The organism is Thermostichus sp. MS-CIW-30 (assembly GCF_054058015.1).
On the sequence record NZ_JBSRZW010000020.1, the window covers coordinates 41,359 to 60,511 of the forward strand.

The window sequence follows — 19,153 nt, forward strand, 5'->3', positions numbered from 1 at the left end:
TCTGCTCAGATCTGCTCAGATTGAGAGTTCACAAGCTGCTGCGAATCACAAACGAGTAGTTGCTGCCCGGTTCCAGCAGATAGTCGGATTTTTCCAGAAAGCGGCTCAAGGGCTCGCAAATCAAAGCTCGCCCCACAGAAGGCTCCACTCTGAGTTCCCCGGCCCGAAAGCGCCAGCAAAAGCGCCAAACCCAACCATTGGCATTGACTTCCCCCTCAATGGCACCCTCTTGCCAAGAGCGGCGGGTAATTTGGATGTGGGCAGTGGTCTGAGGCAGTCGGCTCATCCGGCATCTCCCGACGGGATCCCTTGTAGGGTAGCGCGTGGCTCCCTCGCTGCCGCCAGCAGATCCAGCATGGGGAGTGAGGTATCAGAAGCTCAACCCATTGAGTGAAAGGGATCCCCTAAATAGGGTCAGTTCTTTTGATTTTCTTGATTTTCTGAGAGCGGCTGCAACAAACCCCCCAGGGTAGGGGGGCTGTTTCCTGGGCTCCTGCTGTAGGAAAAGCTGGCCAGAAGCTAGCGAGCGGCAGTTGCAAGGGTCTTCGAGGATTTTTTCTCTGGCTTTTCAGCCGCAACCTCTGCTAACAAAGCTCGCAGGCTGGGAAAAAGGAAGTGGTTCTCCTCGACATATTGCGCGCCGAACAACCCCTTCTCCGCCCAGAAAAACCGATCAACTGTATGTTCATTTCGTCGCACCAAAATAAGTGCGGGGGGCTGAATAGACTTTTCCTGAATATATTTTCGAGCAGCGGTTACAGACTTCTCTTCACCACTGTCCAAATTAAATTGAGGAATGTGATCTAAAATTTTGCGCCCTTCCAGACGACGGCGACTCTTACGCTTTCTTCTCCTAACCAATGTAAGCCTCCCGTAGAAGGATGACCGAACAACCGCAACCGCAAAGAATATATCAGCGCTGCTTAAGAAAAGCAATAACTTTTACCCATTTTTGTTATCATCTTTTACAAAGGCAATAAAGACAGCAGTCGCCCTCAAAGCCCTTGAAGGGTTACTTATGGACGCGCCCAAAAAAATCTAATCGGGAACCTTTCTCCGAACAAAAAATCCTCCAACAATCGCCTGCAAAGAGAGCTGGCGATTGGGCGTTTGCTAGGTTGACTGCTGATATTGATAGGGGATCCACGGGCTCTGACACCTGCGAAGAAAGTCAGATGCCGATGTGGGAGATCCGCATCAAATCTGGCCCCTAGCCTAACATTAACAAAAACGATACTCAACAGAACATATACCTAAGCTCAGCTTCAAGACAACCCCCTTTGGGCTGAAGTGCTAAGTCAATTGCCAATGCTGCAAGTCTGGAGCTGCTCAACCGAGGAGAGAAAGGGGCACTCCGGTGCCGGGCTACCGTTGAACAGCGCATGTAAGACTGTACAACCAACTTCTTGTTTCTACAAGAGATCCACTGCAGATCCCCAGCATGTCCACACAGCCCTTTCGCGAGTTCATCCTGGGAGCCCTGGAGTGAGGAGTTCTGGTACCGTAGGGATTGGATGGATCCCGCCTCAGGTGCTGGCAAGCTGGAATGAGCTTGATGGGCTGCCAGGACTGCGTTGAACCGATTAGACGGAATTCAGGCATCTTGCTAGTCTGGCTTCAGGTTTGGCTGCACCTCAAGGGCTTAGGTCTATCTTGTCTGGGTTTGGGGAGTTTTGGGCATGATGAAATTCGCGTTGCTGATGGGTCTGGGACTCAGCTTGGGATCCCTGCCGGCTTGGGCACAGGGAGCAACCCCGTCGCCCGGCCCTGCTGCAACTGCTTCTCCGACTTCGGGGGGGGCTCCGGCCACAGCAACTCCCAGCCCTGTGGCATCTCCAACTCTGACCCCAGAGCAAGTCACCGATGCCCAGGTGGAACAGTTGGTGCGGATTCTGTTGGAGTTGGATCCCCTGATTCGGGAAGCGAGCGCCCAACTGCGGGAAACCCAGAACGAGGAGGAGTACGAGCAAATTATGCAGCGCACAGAAACCCAAGCCAGCCGCATTGTCGAGGAGCAAGGGCTGACAGTGCTTCAATACCGCGAATTGATGACCTTGGCGAACGAAAATCCTGTTCTCAACCAGCGGGTTCGGGCCCGCTTGCAAGAAGTTTTGCAGGAAGGGGAAGCTTCCAACTCTCCAAAGCCGGCCACCCCGACGCCTACACCCTAGGCTGAGCTGGCTTGCCTTGGCCAAAGACAGGGAGAACCCGAGGCAGCCGCAAGGTAAAGCAGGTGTGGTTGGCCTCGCTGTTGAGGTGAATGCTTCCTTGCAACAGGCTTACCCCCTGCCGCACAAGGGCCAACCCCAACCCTGTCCCCCCTTGCCGCCAGGGATCCGCGCTGGGCACCCGATAGAACTTCTCAAATACCCGCTTTTGCTCTTCCAGGGGAATGGTTACGCCGGTGTTGAGGACTTGGATGTCCAGGTGGTCGGAATGGCAGGTGGCCTGAAGGCTGATCAGGTGCCCAGCAGGGGTGAATTTACATGCATTTTTCAGCAATTCCGCCAGCACCGACTTTAGCACTCCCGGCAGGGTAAAAATGGCAGGCAGTCCTGAAGGGATCCCAAGGCTGAAGCGCTGATGGCGGCTATGGGCCTCCTGAGCAAAGGGCTCCGCGATCTGGGGCAACCACTCTTGCAGCTCCAACCAGCAGGGCCGCTGTGAACCGTTCGCGTTAGCGGGACGGAGTCCCTTGAGCACCTCTAACTGCTGCAGTTCCAGCAGATCCTCGACCAGTCTGATCTCCCGCTCACATTCGTTGTCCAACACCTTCAAGTACTGAGAGATTTTGGCCAGATCCGGGGATCTGGGAGCGCCCTGGGCAGGCAGCAGGACGGAGCTGAGCAGGTGGATGGCCATTTTCATGTTGGAAAGAAGGGTGCGCAGCTCGTGGGACACCGTGCTAAGGAAGTCATTTTTCAGGCGATCCAGCCGCTGCAATTCCTGTATCTGGCGATCCAGTTGGGCGGTGCGGGCCTGTACCTTTTCTTCCAGGGTGCGGTTCAGCTCCTGAACCTGTTGGAGCAATTCCGCCTGCCGAATGGCGATGGAGAGGTGATCGGCCAGGGCCAAGATCAGATCCTGATTGGTGGCCAGCCAACCGGGACGTGCCGTTTTCAGTTGCAGGCACAGGCTGCCCCAAAGGGTGGGGTGGGCCGAGTCAGATTCGGGGCTTTCGCCGCCGTAGAGCGGTACCAGCAGCCAACTGCCAGGATAGGCTTTGGCCATGGCGGAGATGTAGACCCAGCCTTTGGCTTGGTCGGCTGCCTCCAGCAACATCACTTTCCCCTGCTTCAGTTGCTGGGCAATGGGGCTTTCGGAATCGGGAATGAGACAGCCCAGGTAGCCATCCTGTTGAGTGCTGTACTCGGAGACAATACGCCAATGCTGTTGCTGAGGCTGATAGATGCTGATGCTTACCCGATCCGCCTCTAGCAGATGGCCTATCTCGCGGGTGACGGCAGCAAGGATTTGATCCAACTGCAAAGAAGTGGGAATGGCTCGGACGATGCGGTTCAGGGCTTGCTCGCGGGCCGCCTGTTGGCGTAGGTTCAACAAGTTCTGGCGGGCCTTGATCAGGTGTTGGATGCGCTGACGCATTATCGGCCAGTGAATGGGCTTGGTCATGTAGTCGCTGGCTCCGGCAGCAAAGGCTTTGTCTACGGAAGCTTGATCCTCGAGCGAGGTAATCATCAAGCAGGGCAGATTCGCATCCAAAGCCCGCAGGCGGCGGCAACACTCGAACCCATCCGTGCCGGGCATGAGGGCGTCCAGCAGGGCAATTTGAGGCTGAGTTTGACCGAAGAGCAGCAAGGCTTGGTCGCCGTCTTCAGCCTCTGCCACTTGATAGCCTTCATGAACCAACAGGTGGGTCAAGTACCCGCGTATGCATGGGTCGTCATCGGCCAACAGTACTGTCGGCGAAGCATTTGTCAGCAGATGTCCAGGATTGGGGATGGGGGGAGATTGCACAAAATTCACTCCACAGAGTCGGCCATTCGCGACGGCGGTGCGAAGCACCAAGGCTTTCTTTGCACACAAAAGGGATCTCTAATCTGTCTCCAGCTTAATCTTTCGCGTTAGCGGTGCGGTTCCCGACGGGGTGCCGTAGGCATAGCACTTTCGCGCCCAGGCCGGGGATCCCTTGAACAGACCTATTTCCGTTAGGATTGACGAGGTGGTGTGAGAAGTTGCCATGACTGTTTCTGAGAACATTTCTGAGGAAATGACCCCACTACCAGATGGTACCTCAAGGCAGCTATCCAGAGTGCAGTCCACAGTGGTGATCGGGGCGGGGCCAGCTGGATTGAGTGCCGCCTACGAGCTGAACAAGCAGGGCTACCCGGTAACGGTTTTGGAAGCGGATCCGGTGCAGGTAGGGGGGCTATCCCGCACTGTAACCTACCAAGGCTATCGCTTTGATATCGGTGGACACCGCTTTTTCTCCAAGTCGGCGGAAATTGAGGCTCTGTGGACGGAGATTTTGGGCTCGGAAATGCAGGTTTGCCGTCGGCTTTCCCACATTTTTTACCGAGGTGTTTTCTTTGATTATCCAATTCGACCTACGGATGTTTTTGCCAAACTGGGGCCAGGGTTTACCACCCTCTGTCTGCTCAGTTACCTAAAGGCGCGCCTCTTTCCCAGGCCCAATCCTGTATCTTTTGAAGATTGGGTCATTAACCAATTTGGGGAACGGCTGTATCGCACTTTTTTTAAGACCTACACCGAGAAAGTGTGGGGGATCCCTTGTCACGAGATCAGCGCCGACTGGGCAGCCCAGCGGATCAAGGGTCTGTCGATGGCTTCTTTGATCCGTAAAACCTTTTTCCCCAACCGAGAGGGGGTGATCAAAACCCTGATCGATCGCTTTCGCTATCCTCGCCTAGGGCCAGGCCAGATGTGGGAGCGCGTTCAAACCTTGCTGGCAGAAGCCGGGCAGCCGGTACAACTGGATCGCAAGGTTACGGCAATCCACTGGAACCGGGCCGGAGTTCAAGCTGTACAAGCCTGTTCTCAAGGGGGAGAGACCTTTTGGGTGACCGGCGAGCAGTTCATTTCCACCATGCCGCTGCGCTCTCTGGTGCGGGCTTTGGTACCTGCAGCACCGGAGCCGGTGCGAGAGGCTGCCGAACAACTGCGGTATCGGGATTTTTTGACGGTGGCTTTGCTGGTGGATGAGCCCAACTTATTTCCAGATCACTGGATCTATATTCACGATCCCTCGGTGCGGGTGGGGCGTATCCAAAACTTCAAGAATTGGAGCGCGGACATGGTTCCGGATCCCTCGGTCACCTGCTTGGGTTTGGAGTATTTTTGCTCAGCGACGGATCCCTTTTGGGGACAAACCGATGAGGATTTGATGGCCTTGGCAACGCTGGAATTGCAGCGGTTGGGCCTGCTGGGGAAGGCAAAGGTTTTGGGCGGCACAGTCATTCGCGCCCCGAAAGCCTACCCGGTTTACAATCACGGCTATCAAGCTCACATCCAGACCATTCGAACCTTTTTGGAAGAAGCACTGCCCAATTTGCAGGTGGCAGGCCGCAACGGCATGCACCGCTACAATAACCAGGATCACGCCATGATGACGGGCCTTTTGGCCGCTCGCAACATTGTGGCGGGGGAACGGCGCTACGATGGGTGGCGGGTCAACCAAGATGCTGAGTATCTGGAAGAGGCGGATTCAACAGCAGCCTTGGCGGGAGGACGGGCGGTGCCTCAGGTGCTGGGTCACCGGAGTTAGCGGCAAAAGGGATGCCGCTGGGGGCCGGCTGCGCCATCCAACACCTCTAGGATGGCCTTGGCAGCGCGAGCCAGAACGCCGGGTTCTCCTAGGGCTGCCCGCATCGCGGCGTAGTCGGCTTGCAGTTGGGCTTTGCGTTCGGGCCGAGTTAGCAACTCCAGCGCCAGTTGGGCGATCTTCTCCGGCTGGGCCTGCTCCTGCAGCAACTCCGGGACAATGGGGCGCATCTGCACCAGGTTGGGCGGAGACATGAAGGGCACCGACACCCTCAGCCAATGGCGGGCGATCCAGAAGGTGAGGGGGTTAAGGCGATAGATCACCACCTGGGGGATCCCCAAGATAGCCGTCTCCAAGTTCACCGTGCCGGACTTGGCCAACACCAAATCAGCCGCTGCCAAGGCGAGGTGATGGGCTTTGTGGGGGGAGAAGAAGGGCAGAGCTTGGGGATCCAAAAGGGTGAGGTTGAGCCCAAGGCGGCGGGCAGCCCGCGCAATCGGGGCAGCAAAACGGGGCGAGGCCAGGGGCACCCAAAACTGTGCCTGAGGCAGGTGAGCTTGCAACAACTGAGCCGCCTTGAGCAAGACAGGCAGAACCGAGCGCAGCTCTTGCCGACGCGAAGCCGGCACCACCACCACCACCGTGGCTTCGGCAGGGATCCCCAACTGGGCTCTGGCGGCAGCACGGCTGGGCACAGCGGCCAAAATATCCAACAGGGGATGGCCCACATACTGGACATGGGCTCCTGCCGCCGCGTAGTAGCGGGCTTCCTCAGGGAAAATCGCCAACATCAGCCGCATCTGCTGGGCTAGTTGGTAGGTGAGGCGGGCATCCTGCGACCACACCCACTCTTGGGGGGCAATGTAATAGACGGCAGGGATCTGCCGCCGTTGCAGCAGACGGGCAATGCGGCTGTTGACGCCGATGTAGTCCACCAGCACGGCCACATCTGGGGGGTCTTGGGCTAAAAAGCGGCGAATCTTCCACTCCGTCCAGAGGGCGGGGCCGATAAAGGGAAGAGCCTCTAAAATGCCAACGGAGCTGATCTCGGTGGTGCGGTGCAACAGACGGGCCCCCGCAGCAGCCATGCGCTCTCCCCCGACCGCTGTGATGCGCAGTTGAGGGCGCTGGCGCAGCAATTCTTCAATCAGATGGCCGGCCTGCAGATCCCCTGAGACCTCGCCCGTGCAGATGAACAGGTGGCTCACTAGAGCTACGCTCCCGACCCCAATCTTTAGTCATCCAGCTCTGAAGTGCTCTGCACCGGCGGATCTTCCCCCCTCCCGCGCAGGGCCGGCAGAGGGCCTCGTCGTTGCGGCTGCGAGAGGGAGTCTTCCAAAAATTGCAGCAGATGTTGCAGGGATCCCGTCTCGTCCACCCACTCTTTCCCCTGTAGGGAAAGGACATGGCGCTCTCCCTCCGCACCGCTGTTACAAACGACACACAGGCTGCTGCGCAGCGTTTGCAGCGCTTTTTCCAAAGGCAACCCTGAGCGGTACAAAAATCGGTAGACCTGCCGCAGCAAGGGCAGGGATCCCTCCATCCCTTGGGCTCGCCGCAGCCCCACCAAGTTCAGACCGCGGATGCGGGCTGGATGTCCTTCCACCAACATGTAGGGGGGAACGTCGCGGTCAACCCGGCTCATCGCCCCCACCATGGCCAAGCGCCCGATGCGGGTGAACTGGTGGATCCCGACCATGCCGCCGATGCGGGCTTGAGACTCGATGTGGATGTGGCCGGCCAAAGAGACAGCATTGGTAATCACCACCTGATTTTCGATGACACAGTTGTGGGCGACATGGGTGTAGGCCATCAGCAGGTTGTGATCTCCGATCAGGGTGGCTTCCCCTTCATTGGTGGCCCGGTTGATGGTGACAAACTCGCGGATGCGATTGCCTCTGCCGATCACCACTTGAGAGGGGGCGCCGCTGTACTTCAGATCCTGAGGCTCGGTGCCCACAACTGCTCCCGGAAAAATGTGGTTGTCCTCGCCGATTTCCGTCCAGCCATCGATCACCACATGGGCTCCCACCACCGTATGGGCAGCGATACGAACATGCTCGCCGATCACCGCATACGGGCCAACCTGCACCGTCTCGTGTAGCTCAGCTTTCGGATGGATCACCGCGGTGGGATGAATCCGCTCGCGTGAGCGGTGCGGCGCACTTGCAGAGGCGTTGGGAGTGGATCCCGCTGAAGCGAACGAACTCATTTCCAACCTAGCCAGCAACTGTGGTTACGCTCCCAACCCTGCGAAGGATCACCAAGACTCGACTCCAGGGGAGATGAGCCTTAGAGCTACGCCCCACTGTCGCGACAACATGTCTACCGTATCCCGACAGAAAGGCGCAAGCAGCCCCCGAGCCATCTTTCTATCCCAACACTTTATCTCAATTGCGAGAACACCCACACCGGAGCGCCTCCTGGATGGCCGCTGTTGGCCCATCAATCCACCAGGGAGAACATCAGCTCCCCCTCGGTTACCAGTTGCCCTCCCACCTGAGCGCGGCAGAACATCTTGCCAATGCGCCTCTGGCGAATGGTGAGCAAGTCGGCAGAGAGCAGCAGCTGATCCCCCGGCAGCACCGGGCGGCGAAAGCGAACACCATCGATCCCGGCAAACAGGGCCAAACGCCCGGCCACGTCCGGCAACTTGGTCAACACGATCCCCCCTATCTGGGCCATGGCCTCGACGATTAGGACGCCGGGCATGATGGGTCGGTTGGGGAAATGCCCTTGAAAAAAGGGCTCGTTGAAGGTGACGTTTTTCAGGCCCACCGCCCGTTGCCCTGGTTGATACTCCACAACCCGATCCACCAGCAAGAAAGGATAGCGATGGGGCAAGATCTCCAAAATCTGCTCCGTTGTGAAGACAGGGGGAGCAGTTGCCAATTGAGCGGCTGCCTCAGCCGAGAGGAGGGGAGGAGGGGAGACATCAGAGGACATGGTGAACCCACAGAGGCAGAGGACAAAACCAAATCCCGGACGGGGAGCATGACTCTAGTCAATAATAAGCTCAACTATACTGAAAATAATGTATAATATGTTCAGTACGGATTACTACCAGTTGATCTTTCTGTTTACTTTCGAGTCTGCCAACATGGTAGCCAAAGCAAAGCAGAAAATTGGTAGTAAGACGACACGGAAACTGCGCTTTGGGTATTCTACTCAAAGCTTTGCGGGATACCGCCATTCTGTTTGGAAACAAACAGAATGCTATCGCTGCATAGTTGAACAGTGATGTTCAGCAGTGTTCAGCGTAAATGTATCAGGACGGCAGGCCAGAACTCAGCCAAAAGAGCACCCAGGGAGCTGCGGAAAGGAGGGGAATGAAGCGGATCCCACCCTGGGGATCCCCTTGAAGACAAGTGCTCCGCACCGCTGTCGCAACTGAGGATGGCAGGGTTGTGGCTACGCAACCGGATCTCTTTCTCCCCCTTGCTCTTCATGGATCAGCAGGGATCCACTCTTGAGCAACTGCTCGGCCAAACGGTGGTGCAGGGCATGGCCCGCCTTGTAGGCCACAATGTGCCCCTGCAGTCGGCAGCCCAGGAGGCTGAGATCTCCTAGTAAATCTATCAGCTTATGGCGCACCGGCTCATCTGGGTAGCGCAATGGCCCCAACCACTCGGTTTGGCTACAGACAATGGCATTTTCCAGGCTGCCCCCCTGGATTAGCCCCCGTTCCCGGGCCAGCTCCACATCCTGCTGGCGGGCGAAGGTGCGGGCCGGCGCAATGGACTGGACAAAATCCGGCCTGTTCTCCCTCCAGCTCAGCCACTGTTCTCCAATCGGGCAATCGGCAAAATCGATGCCATAGGTAAAGCGGGCTGTAGGATGGGGGAGGGCGCTGACAAAGGCTTCCCCCGCCCAGACAGTGACCGGTTCTTGGATCACCCCCAGCAGGGCTGGCTGATCTTGGGCCTGGATCCCGGCCTGGGCAATGGCCTCTACAAAGGGCAGGGCAGAGCCATCCAGAATCGGCAGCTCCGGCCCCTCCACCTCGATGCGGCAGTTGTCAATGCCCAGGATGTAAAGGGCGGCCAGCAGGTGTTCCACCGTCTGCACTTGAACAGAGGGGGATCCCTGCTGCAACAGGGTGCAGAGATGGGCAGGGGCCAGGGATCCCAACCGAGCCGGGATCTCAGGGGATCCCGGTTGATCCACCCGCACAAAAACCCGACCGCTGCCGGCAGGAGCTGGATGCAGACTGCAGCCAATTGGCAGGCCGGTGTGCAGGCCAACGCCTTCTAGGGCAATAGAGCTGGCTAAGGTGTGTTGCCGGCCTCTCATCGTGCTCCGCAGCGCTAGTGCAAACGCTCTTGGCCCTGGTCGAAAACGCGGTAATACAGCTCCCGATAGCCCACGCGCAGGTTGCTGCTGGCATCTGCCAACTTGGCTTTGTGGCTGCGGGTGCCGTAGGCGCTGAACACCTCGTAGGTATCTCCCTCAAAGAAAAAGGAAGAGACATCGGACACCTCTTCGCCCCCCAGCAACTGCCAGCGCCCCTGGCGAAACTGCAGCCGGTAGTGGGCTTTATCCAAGCTGCCGGAAGGACGGTCGATAATGGCGTCGATGCTGCCCTCGTAGAACGGCTCGGCACCACCATTGGGGATGGATATGTCCACAGGCCACACGTCCACAGCGATATCTCGGTAGCGGCAGTTGGGCCGGTTGCACAGGCGAATTGAGCGCATGGCCTCGGCAATGGCTTCCAGCCGCTGCCGCGCTACGGTCAGGGAAAGGTGCTCTATACCCCCATCGCGAGCGAGCTGGGGCGACACCTGAGCCGCCTCTGCCACTGTGGAGGGCAACGAATGGTCAGCCAACGCCGGGGATCCCCAGCAGCATCCCACCAACACCAGACAAATCAAGCTCAGCCAACAACGGTATGCGGATCCCATGGATGCAATCTATGACAAAATCAAGCTCCTCTTCTCTACTCTAGGCACTCTGGGGGATCCCAACCTGATGCCGATATTACCCCACTCTGGCCCTGAACAACTGGCGCAGGTACGGCTTGTATTGGTGCAGCCGGCTGGGCCGCGCAACCTCGGCGCCATTGCCCGCGTGATGAAAAACATGGGCTTCAGGCAGTGGGTGCTGGTGGATCCCCAATGCGATCCCCTCGATATGGAAGCGATCACCACAGCCGTGCATGGGGCAGACCTGCTCCATCAAGCCCAGAAGGTGCAAACTTTGCCCGAAGCCCTGCAAGGGTGTGTGCAGGTTTTCGGGACAACGGGGCGCAGCCAAACCTACCCACCCGAATGGCAAATTCAGTCCCCCCGCCAAGCCTTTCCCGCTCTGCTGGCCGCCGGCCCTGCCGCCCTCGTGTTTGGCCCCGAAGATCGCGGCTTGAGCAACGAGGAGCTGGCCCTTTGCCATCGCCAGATCCAGATCCCCACCGATGCGACCTATCCCTCTTTAAACTTGGCCCAAGCCGTGGCCATTTGTTGCTATGAGCTGTACACCCTCGTCTGCCAGAGCCCTTCCCCTGCTCCTCCTATGCCCTCGCCTCAAAGGCTTGCCCCCTTCGAGCTGCTGGAGGGATTTTTCGACCACTTAGAAGCGCTGTTGCTGCAAATTGGCTACCTGCACCCCCACACAGCCCGCCGCAAAATGCTCAAGTTTCGCGCCCTGTTCCAGCGAGCCGGCCTGACCGTAGCCGAGGTGGCCTTGTTGCGCGGGATCCTGCGGCAACTGCAATGGAGCCAGGGATGCTCTCGTCAGGAACCTCTGGAAGCAAATGCAGCTCCCGTCCCGCCGACGCAACCAGATTCCAGCAGGACCCCATCTTGACCCCAAGGCTGGGCCTCCAGCCCCGCCCTACCGCTACCGGAAGCAAGCTAGAAGGGCGGCTTCCTGCTTTCAGGCGGCGCGGAGCGCTTGTCAAGAATCTTGAGGCTTTGGCCGTGGGAGAATATCGGAGAATATCAATGCTAGAGCTTAAGGGTGGCGCGGGGATCGTAGGATTGAACCCGCTGCAGCCTTTCGTAAAGTTCTCGCTCTTCTTCGGAGATCTGGGTGGGCAAATGGATCTGCACCACCACGTAAAAATCCCCCCGTTCTCCGTTGCCTTTGGGAAATCCCCTTTCCGCCAGCCGCAACTTTCGCCCCGGCTGCATGCCAGGTGGGATCCGCAGCTTCACCACCCCATCCAAGGTGGGCACCTCCACCTGGGCGCCCAAAACCGCTTCGCTGGGGCTGATGGGCAGATCGCAGTAAACGTCGAATCCCTCTAGGCGATAGAAGGGGTGGTCTTTCAGCTCAATTTTAAGGTACAGATCACCGGCACCGCCGTTGGGGTTGGGGTGGCCTTGGCCGCGCAGGCGAATCCGCTTCCCTGGCGTAATTCCCGGCGGGATGTTTACCTCGAGCACGCGATCCCCGCCCACCCGCAGACGGCGCTTGCCCCCCTCAAAAGCTTCTGGAATGCTGATCTGGATGGTGGCCTCAGCATCGTAACTGGTGTTGCCAGTGGATCCCGAAAATCCGCTGCTGCGGTCTGTGGTTTGGCTGCGCACCCGGCCCAGCAGTTGATCGATGAAGTCTTGAAAATCATCAAATTGGCTGAAATCGACGCCACTCCCCCCAAATCCGCTCCCCCCAAAGTCTTGGCTGAAGGGGCTGCTGCTGTAGGTGTAGGCATCGCGGCTGGAGCGAAACCCGCCCTGCTGATAGTATTGGCCAAATTGGTCGTATTGCCTGCGCTTGCTGGGATCCGAGAGAACTTCGTAGGCTTCGTTAATGTCTTTGAATTTCTCTTCAGCCGCTTTGTCGTTGGGGTTGACATCTGGGTGATACTTGCGGGCTAGGCGCCGATAGGCTTGTTTCACCTCATCGGCAGTGGCCGTTTTGCTGACCCCCAAAATCTTGTAGTAGTCCTTAAAGTTTTGCATGGAGGCGTCCGCAGGCAAATCGCTGAGAGTGGGCAGAAAACCACGAGGCTAGGCGTCCCCGGCAAGGGCTCCTTCCCTCCGACCTACTGAAGAAAATGAGGAGGCGGGCTAGACGCCATCGCCCATCCCGTCCCTCCTCATTATCGGCGCTACAAGTAAGGGCGGGATCCGCCCTGGGCCCGCGGCCCACGGAGGGATCCCTGAGCAGTCACTTGCTCTCGGTGAAGTCGGCATCGATCACATCATCGCTGCCGCCGGAGGTTTTCCCTGAGCCGGGAGTGGAGCCAGAGGAGGCCCCCGGCTGTTGATACAGCTCGCTGCTCATGGCGTAGAGAGCCTCTTGCAGCTCCCGCTCTTTGCTCTGGATGGCGCTGTCGTCCTCCCGCTGGATGGCCTCCCGCAGTTCTCGCACCAGAGTCTCGATTTGGCTGCGTTTGCTGGAGGAGATCTTGTCGCCCAACTCCTTCAACTGCCGCTCGGCTTGGTAGGCCAGCGAGTCGGCCTTGTTGCGGCGCTCAATTTTCTCCCGGCGGGCCCGGTCTTCGGCAGCGTATTTTTCTGCCTCAGCAATCATGCGCTCCACCTCTTTGCTATCCAAAGTAGAGGCGCCGGTGATGGAGATGCTCTGCTCTTTGCCGCTGCCTTTGTCTTTGGCCGTCACCTTGAGGATGCCGTTGGCGTCGATGTCGAAGGTGACCTCGATCTGCGGCACACCGCGGGGGGCCGGCGGGATCCCGTCCAGCTTGAAGCGGCCCAGAGATTTGTTGTCGCGGGCCAGCTCCCGCTCCCCTTGCACCACGTGGATTTCCACAGAGGTCTGCCCATCTTCGGCAGTGGAGAAGATCTCCGACTTGCGGGTGGGGATGGTGGTGTTGCGCGGGATGAGCTTGGTGGCCACGCCGCCCAGGGTTTCCACCCCCAAGGACAAGGGGGTGACATCCAGCAGCAGCACGTCTTTGACTTCGCCCGCCAGCACACCCGCTTGGATGGCCGCCCCAACCGCCACCACCTCATCGGGGTTGACACTTTGGTTGGGTTCTTTGCCCAGCAGCTCCCTCACCAGCCGCTGCACTGCCGGAATGCGGGTGGATCCCCCCACCAGCACCACTTCGTTGATGTCGGCCTTGGTGAGCTTGGCATCCCGCAGGGCTTGTTCCACCGGCCCCTTGCAGCGCTCCAGCAGGTCGGCACAGAGGTGTTCAAATTGAGCGCGGGAGAGCTTCAGCTCCAGGTGTTTGGGCCCATCGGCAGTGGCAGTGATGAAGGGCAGGTTGATGGTGGTTTCGGAAACGCTGGACAGCTCGATCTTGGCTTTTTCCGCAGCTTCCGTTAGCCGTTGCAGCGCCTGCCGGTCTTGCCGCAGGTCGATCCCTTCCATTTGCTTAAACTGCTCGGCCATCCAATCGACGATCTTCTTGTCGAAGTCATCGCCGCCCAACTGCGTATCGCCGCTGGTGGATTTCACCTCGAAAACGCCATCCCCCACTTCCAGGATGGACACGTCGAAGGTGCCGCCGCCCAGGTCGAAGACGAGGATGGTCTCGTTGTTGCGCTTGTCCAAGCCGTAGGCCAAAGAGGCTGCTGTCGGCTCGTTGATGATGCGCAGCACTTCCAAACCGGCAATGCGGCCCGCATCTTTGGTGGCCTGCCGCTGCGAGTCATTAAAGTAAGCAGGAACCGTGATCACCGCTTGGGTGACCGGTTGGCCCAGGTAGCGGCTGGCATCATCCGCTAGCTTGCGCAGCACCATGGCCGAGATCTCTTCGGGCGCAAATTCCTTGTTCAGGCGGGGGGCGTACAGTTTGACATTGCCCCGCTCATCCCGCCGTACCTGGTAGGAGACCCGCTTGGAGTCGGCATTCAGCTCATCGTACCTACGACCGATGAACCGCTTAACGGAGTAGAACGTGTTTTCCGGGTTGAGCACCGCTTGGCGGCGGGCCATTTGGCCCACCAGGCGCTCTCCATCTTTGGTGAAGGCGACCACCGAGGGTGTGGTGCGAGTACCCTCAGCATTGGCGATGACGGTGGGGACACCCCCCTCCATTACGGCGACAACCGAGTTGGTTGTGCCCAGGTCAATTCCTACAACTTTTCCCATCGGCTCCTTATTCTCCTCTTCTTGAGTACATTGCTTCGGTTACCGCCGCCAGCCTGTGTGAAGTAGCTTGGGCAGCCAATCTGTGAAAATCCGGCAGATGCTTGGTCACTTCCTGGGTCGATCCTAACCAGCTGGTTGGCGAGGCCAGGGCGAGAATGCCGCCCATTTCTCGGGGCTGAAGGGCAAACCGGTTACGGATCTCCGTACCTGCAGCAGCCTTGCTTTCGGTGCCGCTTGGGGTATGGCCTGGGTTGGCAGCTATTGGCAACTCTTGGGGGACTGCTGCCAGGCTAGCTCTGGATAAGCTGCAGCGCCTCCAGGCCGCGGTTCACAACGGTTGCGGCCAGGGGCAGGTAGCCCATCTCCTCGGCCAGGGCTTGTCCTTCGGTAAGGGCCCAGCCGAGCACAGCTTGCAGGGCGGCGGCCATGGCGGGATCCGAGTACCGGCGGTAGGTCAGGATCCAGGTGTAGGTGACGATGGGATACGCTCCAGGGCCAGCGGGATCCGGCACAAAAGCCCGCAGGTTTTCCGGCAGCTCAATTTCGCTCAAGGCCAGGGCCGAGGCTTCCGGGGAGGGGAGAATGAACTCGCCGCGGCGGTTCTCCAGAGCTGCCACCGACAGATCCAGCTCGCGGGCATAGACCGACTCCACGTAGCCGATCACCCCTTCGCTGAGGAGCATTTGGGCGCTCATGCCCTCGTTGCCTTTCACCCCAATGCCCACCGGCCACTCCAGCGACATGCCAGCACCGACTTCCGAGGCCCAAGCCGGATCGATGGCCGCCAGGTGGCGGGTAAAGGTATCGGTGGTGCCGCTGCCATCGGAGCGGTAGCAGACGGTGATGGGCAGATCGGGAATGGTTAGCTCCGGGTTCAGGGCCAGGATCTCCGGATCCCGCCACTGGTCGATTTGGCCGCGAAAGATCTTCACCAAAACGGGTCGAGACAGCTTGAGTCCAGAAGGGATCCCCGGCAGGTTGTAGCCTACGGCAATGCTGCCTGCGGTCATCGGGATCATCACCACACCCCGCTTCACCTCGGCGATCTCGGCATCGGTCATGGCCACATCACTGGCGCCAAAGTCCACTGTCTGGTCAATAAATTGCCGGATCCCAGCGGCGCTGCCCACCGGTTGGAAATTGATCTCCACCTTGGGATCCACCTGGCGGTAATCGGAAAACCAGCGCAAGTAAAGAGGAGCCGGAAAGGTGGACCCGGCTCCGTTGATCAGCAAAACTTTGTCGGCGGGCTGGCTGCGGGAGGCAGGAACAGGATCCCTGCCGCTGGGTTGGTCAGAACGGGATCCCCTTTGGCAGGCGCTCAAGGTAGCGCCGGTGGCCAATAAAGAAAGCAACACTTCTCGGCGACGGAAGCGGGGCAGTTGAGCCATGGTTCAGGTTCTCCGAGGTCACCGCCCCGATCCTTGTCTTGCCCACGGGGCCCTGTCAAGGGTTGCCGGCGAGAGCTCTTGGGATCCCGTGCGTGGCCCACTTTCCCCAGGTGGCTGTCTTTTCCCTCTGCGCCATCCCCGTATTCCTCGCTACGCTTCCCAGCAAAAGTCGGGATCCGACCCAAGCTCAGAAAGGAGAGACGGAAAACGGAGAATTCAAGAGAAAAATCAAGAAAAACAGTGAAAACAAGAGATTGAGCGAGCTGAGTTCTGCGGCAGTTGCACAGAGATCCTCAAGCCAAAGCCTTGTCTGGCAAGGCTTAGCGGTTTTTGGGCCTGAGTCCCCCCGCACCAGAAAAATCTTGACATATTCTGGAATATGGCAATATATTGTGGATTCTGTGCAGAAATCCTGCGCTGTTCACATCTCGGTATCTGGGGGACTACTATGCCGACTTTGACTCGTTCTCCCTGGACACTGCGAGACAGCGAAAAGCTCTATCGCATCTCAGGTTGGGGGGATCCCTACTTCCGTATCAACGCCGCCGGTCATGTGGAGGTGACCCCACAGGGCTTACAGCAGCAGGAACCGGGCATTGACCTGTACCACTTGGTGATGGATCTGGTGGCGCGGGGCCTGCAGTTGCCCCTCTTGATTCGCTTTCCCGAGATCGTGGCCGACCGCATGCGGCAAATTTGCGAGAGCTTTCAGCAGGCCATCCAGCGCTTTGGCTACCCCAACGTCTATCGGGGGGTTTACCCCGTTAAGGTGAACCAGCAGCGCCACCTGGTAGAAGAAGTGGTGAAACACGGTCGCGCCTACCACTTTGGCCTGGAGGCGGGATCCAAGCCGGAGCTGTTGATTGCCCTAGCTTTGCTGGATACTCCCGGGGCTTTGCTGATCTGCAACGGCTACAAAGACCGGGATTTTATGGAGACGGCTCTCTTGGCCCAGCGGCTGGGGCGCACCCCGATCATCGTTTTGGAGCGGCTGCAAGAGCTGGAGCTGGTGCTGGAGGCTGCCGACCAACTGGGCATCGACCCCATCTTGGGGGTACGGGCCAAGCTCTCCGCCCAGGGCAGTGGACGCTGGGGCACCTCGGCTGGGGATCGGGCTAAGTTCGGCCTCACGGCCACCGAGATTTTGCAAGTGGTGGAACGGCTGCGGGAAGCGGGCAAGCTGCATTGTCTACGCCTGTTGCACTACCACATCGGCTCCCAGATCTCGATGGTGAGCGTGCATGGACGGGCCGTGCGGGAGGCCAGCCAAATCTACATCGAGCTGGTCAAGCTGGGGGCCCCCATGGGCTACCTGGATATCGGCGGCGGCTTGGGGGTCGATTACGACGGATCCCAGTCCCCCAATCCTTTTTCCCAGAGCTACAGCATGGAGGACTACGCCGCCACCGTGGTGCAGACCGTGCTGACCGCCCTGGAACCCCACGGGATCCAGCCGCCGGTACTGGTGACCGAAAGCGGACGCGCCCTCATGTCCCACCAGTCGGTGCTGGTGTTTGACGTGCAAGATGTCAACGCCGCCAGCCCCTACCCCATGCCCACCCAGCTTACTTCCGATGCAGAGGTGATCCAGAAGCTAAACCAGCTCTACTACCAAATCCAGCCCGATACTCTGGTGGTCAACTATCGCCGTTGTCAGGAGCTGAAGGAGGCCGCCCTGCGTCAGTTCACCGAGGGATCCCTCAGCTTGCAGGAGCGGGCCGAGGTGGAACGCCTGTTTTGGAACTGCTCCGACAAGATCTGCACCTTGGCCTACGAGCAGCACCAAGCGGGGCATCCGGTGGCGGTGGATCTCTTGGATCTGGACGAAATGTTGGCCAGCATCTACTACGGCAATTTCTCCCTGTTCCAATCCCTGCCGGATAGCTGGGCCATCGACCAGGTCTTCCCCATCATGCCGATTCATCGTCTGGATGAGGAGCCACGCCAATGGGCCACCCTGGCGGATCTCACCTGCGACAGCGACGGCAAGATCAACCGCTTCTTCGGCGAAGATGGGCAGATCACCTCGGTCTTGCCGCTGCACGACCCCAACGGACATCCCTACCTGCTGGGGGTGTTTCTGGGGGGCGCTTACCAGGAGATTCTCGGAGATCTGCACAACCTGTTTGGCGATACCAACGCGGTGCATATCCGCTCCCGCCCCGGCGGCTACCACGTTTCCCAAGTCATCAAGGGGGACACCATTGGCGAAGTGCTGAGCTGGGTGCAGTACAACAGCGAAGATCTGGTGGAGACCCTCCACCACGCCACCGAAGCCGCCCTACAACGGGGGCAGATCACGCTGGATCAAGCCCGCGCCTTGCAGCAGCACTTTGAAGACAATCTGCGGGCCTACACCTACTTGCACTGAAGGTGGTGTTCCTCGAAAAAATCCCTAAAACCAAACAGGGATCCCGGCCTAAAACCGGGATCCTTTTTGCTTCCAGATCAAACCAAATCAAAACCAGATCAAAAATTTGTCGATCACAGACGCACCGGACTGTCCAAAGCCAAGTTAATCGTTTGGTTAGGGCGCAACACCACGACTTGAGGTGCTGTGATATTGCCCACCGCCACTCCGGCTCCGGCTCCGCCAATGACCCCTAAGGCAGAAACGCCTCCTGTGAGCAAGCCCAGCACCGTACCCCCCACAGCACCAATGGCTGCATCTTGAGCAATCGCTTCGGCAGAATAGTGGCGCGGGTCTTTCTCAGTGTGGATCAAATCAGTGGATCAAATCAGAAGACATCTGCACCGAGTAAAGTCGCCCATTGGCAATCAAAGCTGTGCCGAAGAACCTGGCCCCTCCCTGAGTCGGTCGCAAGCTGCCTCGCACCTCGCTGCCTGCTGGAATCGCCAATTGGCCGCTGCCGTTGTAGATGTCCTGAGCCACCCGCAGGGTAAGTGGGTGGGTGCTGTTGGGAGTAAACTACCCGGCTCCGACCGCTAAGCGGTACGGAGCGGGCTTTCAGTAGCCCTGAGCCTGTTCTGCTCTACCAGAGAACAAAACAAGCCCGGA

Annotated in this window: 17 protein-coding genes; 4 read left to right on the top strand and 13 right to left on the bottom strand. The window is 58.8% G+C overall.

All coding sequences use genetic code 11. The features are described from left to right. Positions 1–28: 28 nt before the first annotated feature. Together ACVWXW_RS09710 and ACVWXW_RS09715 are read right to left on the bottom strand one after the other, a co-directional pair. A complete protein-coding gene (locus ACVWXW_RS09710) occupies positions 29–286 on the bottom strand; it encodes a DUF3146 family protein (protein ID WP_414329773.1) in 258 nt (85 codons plus the stop codon). A 233-nt stretch (positions 287–519) separates the two neighbouring features. Beyond that, complete coding sequence (locus ACVWXW_RS09715) at positions 520–861, bottom strand: DUF3155 domain-containing protein (protein WP_049749658.1); 342 nt, start codon at positions 859–861, stop codon at positions 520–522. Positions 862–1,679: 818 nt separating this feature from the next. Here ACVWXW_RS09715 and ACVWXW_RS09720 point away from each other — a divergent pair. After that, the gene (locus ACVWXW_RS09720) at positions 1,680–2,171 is read left to right on the top strand and encodes a DUF4168 domain-containing protein (RefSeq protein ID WP_414522018.1); all 492 of its coding nucleotides are present in this window, start codon (positions 1,680–1,682) and stop codon (positions 2,169–2,171) included. On the opposite strand, the gene ACVWXW_RS09725 is transcribed toward ACVWXW_RS09720, so the two are convergent. Continuing rightward, entirely contained in the window at positions 2,161–4,044 is a 1,884-nt protein-coding gene (locus ACVWXW_RS09725) for a response regulator (protein WP_457403691.1), read from the bottom strand. The genes ACVWXW_RS09720 and ACVWXW_RS09725 overlap by 11 nt on opposite strands. A 184-nt stretch (positions 4,045–4,228) precedes the next feature. Here ACVWXW_RS09725 and ACVWXW_RS09730 point away from each other — a divergent pair, with 184 nt between their 5' ends. Further along, complete coding sequence (locus tag ACVWXW_RS09730; RefSeq protein ID WP_457403704.1) at positions 4,229–5,743, top strand: NAD(P)/FAD-dependent oxidoreductase; 1,515 nt, start codon at positions 4,229–4,231, stop codon at positions 5,741–5,743. On the opposite strand, the gene lpxB is transcribed toward ACVWXW_RS09730, so the two are convergent. From lpxB to ACVWXW_RS09755, 5 genes are all read right to left on the bottom strand, one after another. After that, positions 5,740–6,948, bottom strand: a complete 1,209-nt coding sequence (gene lpxB, locus ACVWXW_RS09735; RefSeq protein WP_011434329.1) for a lipid-A-disaccharide synthase — start codon at positions 6,946–6,948, stop codon at positions 5,740–5,742. The two genes, ACVWXW_RS09730 and lpxB, sit on opposite strands and share 4 nt — an antisense overlap. Before the next feature lie 26 nt (positions 6,949–6,974). Further along, positions 6,975–7,952 (bottom strand): acyl-ACP--UDP-N-acetylglucosamine O-acyltransferase, encoded by a 978-nt coding sequence (gene lpxA / locus ACVWXW_RS09740; RefSeq protein ID WP_457403692.1) that lies wholly within the window; start codon positions 7,950–7,952, stop codon positions 6,975–6,977. Positions 7,953–8,185: 233 nt separating this feature from the next. Beyond that, a complete protein-coding gene (gene fabZ, locus ACVWXW_RS09745) occupies positions 8,186–8,686 on the bottom strand; it encodes a 3-hydroxyacyl-ACP dehydratase FabZ (RefSeq protein WP_011434327.1) in 501 nt (166 codons plus the stop codon). A 465-nt stretch (positions 8,687–9,151) separates the two neighbouring features. Beyond that, a complete protein-coding gene (gene lpxC, locus ACVWXW_RS09750) occupies positions 9,152–10,033 on the bottom strand; it encodes a UDP-3-O-acyl-N-acetylglucosamine deacetylase (protein ID WP_457403693.1) in 882 nt (293 codons plus the stop codon). Positions 10,034–10,047: 14 nt separating this feature from the next. Then, positions 10,048–10,644, bottom strand: a complete 597-nt coding sequence (locus ACVWXW_RS09755; RefSeq protein ID WP_457403694.1) for a hypothetical protein — start codon at positions 10,642–10,644, stop codon at positions 10,048–10,050. A gap of 67 nt (positions 10,645–10,711) precedes the next feature. On the opposite strand from ACVWXW_RS09755, the gene ACVWXW_RS09760 reads away from it, so the two are divergent. Further along, positions 10,712–11,542, top strand: coding sequence for an RNA methyltransferase (locus tag ACVWXW_RS09760; protein WP_457403705.1), 831 nt, complete (start codon positions 10,712–10,714; stop codon positions 11,540–11,542). A 140-nt stretch (positions 11,543–11,682) separates the two neighbouring features. Here ACVWXW_RS09760 and ACVWXW_RS09765 read toward each other — a convergent pair whose 3' ends face one another. The 3 genes from ACVWXW_RS09765 to pstS form a co-directional block, all read right to left on the bottom strand. Next, the gene (locus ACVWXW_RS09765; protein ID WP_414382310.1) at positions 11,683–12,642 is read right to left on the bottom strand and encodes a DnaJ C-terminal domain-containing protein; all 960 of its coding nucleotides are present in this window, start codon (positions 12,640–12,642) and stop codon (positions 11,683–11,685) included. A 208-nt stretch (positions 12,643–12,850) separates the two neighbouring features. Next, positions 12,851–14,743, bottom strand: coding sequence for a molecular chaperone DnaK (gene dnaK, locus ACVWXW_RS09770; protein ID WP_457403695.1), 1,893 nt, complete (start codon positions 14,741–14,743; stop codon positions 12,851–12,853). Positions 14,744–15,033: 290 nt separating this feature from the next. Continuing rightward, a complete protein-coding gene (pstS, locus tag ACVWXW_RS09775) occupies positions 15,034–16,134 on the bottom strand; it encodes a phosphate ABC transporter substrate-binding protein PstS (RefSeq protein ID WP_457403697.1) in 1,101 nt (366 codons plus the stop codon). A 448-nt stretch (positions 16,135–16,582) separates the two neighbouring features. On the opposite strand from pstS, the gene speA reads away from it, so the two are divergent. Next, positions 16,583–18,505 carry a biosynthetic arginine decarboxylase gene (gene speA, locus ACVWXW_RS09780; RefSeq protein WP_457403698.1) on the top strand — a complete coding sequence of 641 codons (1,923 nt, stop codon included), beginning with the start codon at positions 16,583–16,585 and terminating at the stop codon, positions 18,503–18,505. A gap of 113 nt (positions 18,506–18,618) precedes the next feature. Here speA and ACVWXW_RS09785 read toward each other — a convergent pair whose 3' ends face one another. Both ACVWXW_RS09785 and ACVWXW_RS09790 read right to left on the bottom strand, forming a co-directional pair. Further along, positions 18,619–18,858 carry a hypothetical protein gene (locus ACVWXW_RS09785; RefSeq protein ID WP_414329398.1) on the bottom strand — a complete coding sequence of 80 codons (240 nt, stop codon included), beginning with the start codon at positions 18,856–18,858 and terminating at the stop codon, positions 18,619–18,621. A gap of 1 nt (position 18,859) precedes the next feature. Continuing rightward, a complete protein-coding gene (locus ACVWXW_RS09790; RefSeq protein ID WP_457403699.1) occupies positions 18,860–19,027 on the bottom strand; it encodes a hypothetical protein in 168 nt (55 codons plus the stop codon). Between the last annotated feature and the right edge of the window lie 126 nt (positions 19,028–19,153).

Bases quoted from the DNA above. Each gene is read 5' to 3' on its own strand.
- ACVWXW_RS09730 (WP_457403704.1), top strand. From the start codon at position 4,229: ATGACCCCACTACCAGATGGTACCTCAAGGCAGCTATCCAGAGTGCAG.
- dnaK (WP_457403695.1), bottom strand. From the start codon at position 14,743: ATGGGAAAAGTTGTAGGAATTGACCTGGGCACAACCAACTCGGTTGTC.
- fabZ (WP_011434327.1), bottom strand. From the start codon at position 8,686: ATGTCCTCTGATGTCTCCCCTCCTCCCCTCCTCTCGGCTGAGGCAGCC.
- ACVWXW_RS09710 (WP_414329773.1), bottom strand. From the start codon at position 286: ATGAGCCGACTGCCTCAGACCACTGCCCACATCCAAATTACCCGCCGC.
- lpxC (WP_457403693.1), bottom strand. From the start codon at position 10,033: ATGAGAGGCCGGCAACACACCTTAGCCAGCTCTATTGCCCTAGAAGGC.
- ACVWXW_RS09755 (WP_457403694.1), bottom strand. From the start codon at position 10,644: ATGGGATCCGCATACCGTTGTTGGCTGAGCTTGATTTGTCTGGTGTTG.
- ACVWXW_RS09720 (WP_414522018.1), top strand. From the start codon at position 1,680: ATGATGAAATTCGCGTTGCTGATGGGTCTGGGACTCAGCTTGGGATCC.
- ACVWXW_RS09760 (WP_457403705.1), top strand. From the start codon at position 10,712: ATGCCGATATTACCCCACTCTGGCCCTGAACAACTGGCGCAGGTACGG.
- speA (WP_457403698.1), top strand. From the start codon at position 16,583: ATGCCGACTTTGACTCGTTCTCCCTGGACACTGCGAGACAGCGAAAAG.
- ACVWXW_RS09765 (WP_414382310.1), bottom strand. From the start codon at position 12,642: ATGCAAAACTTTAAGGACTACTACAAGATTTTGGGGGTCAGCAAAACG.
- pstS (WP_457403697.1), bottom strand. From the start codon at position 16,134: ATGGCTCAACTGCCCCGCTTCCGTCGCCGAGAAGTGTTGCTTTCTTTA.
- lpxA (WP_457403692.1), bottom strand. From the start codon at position 7,952: ATGAGTTCGTTCGCTTCAGCGGGATCCACTCCCAACGCCTCTGCAAGT.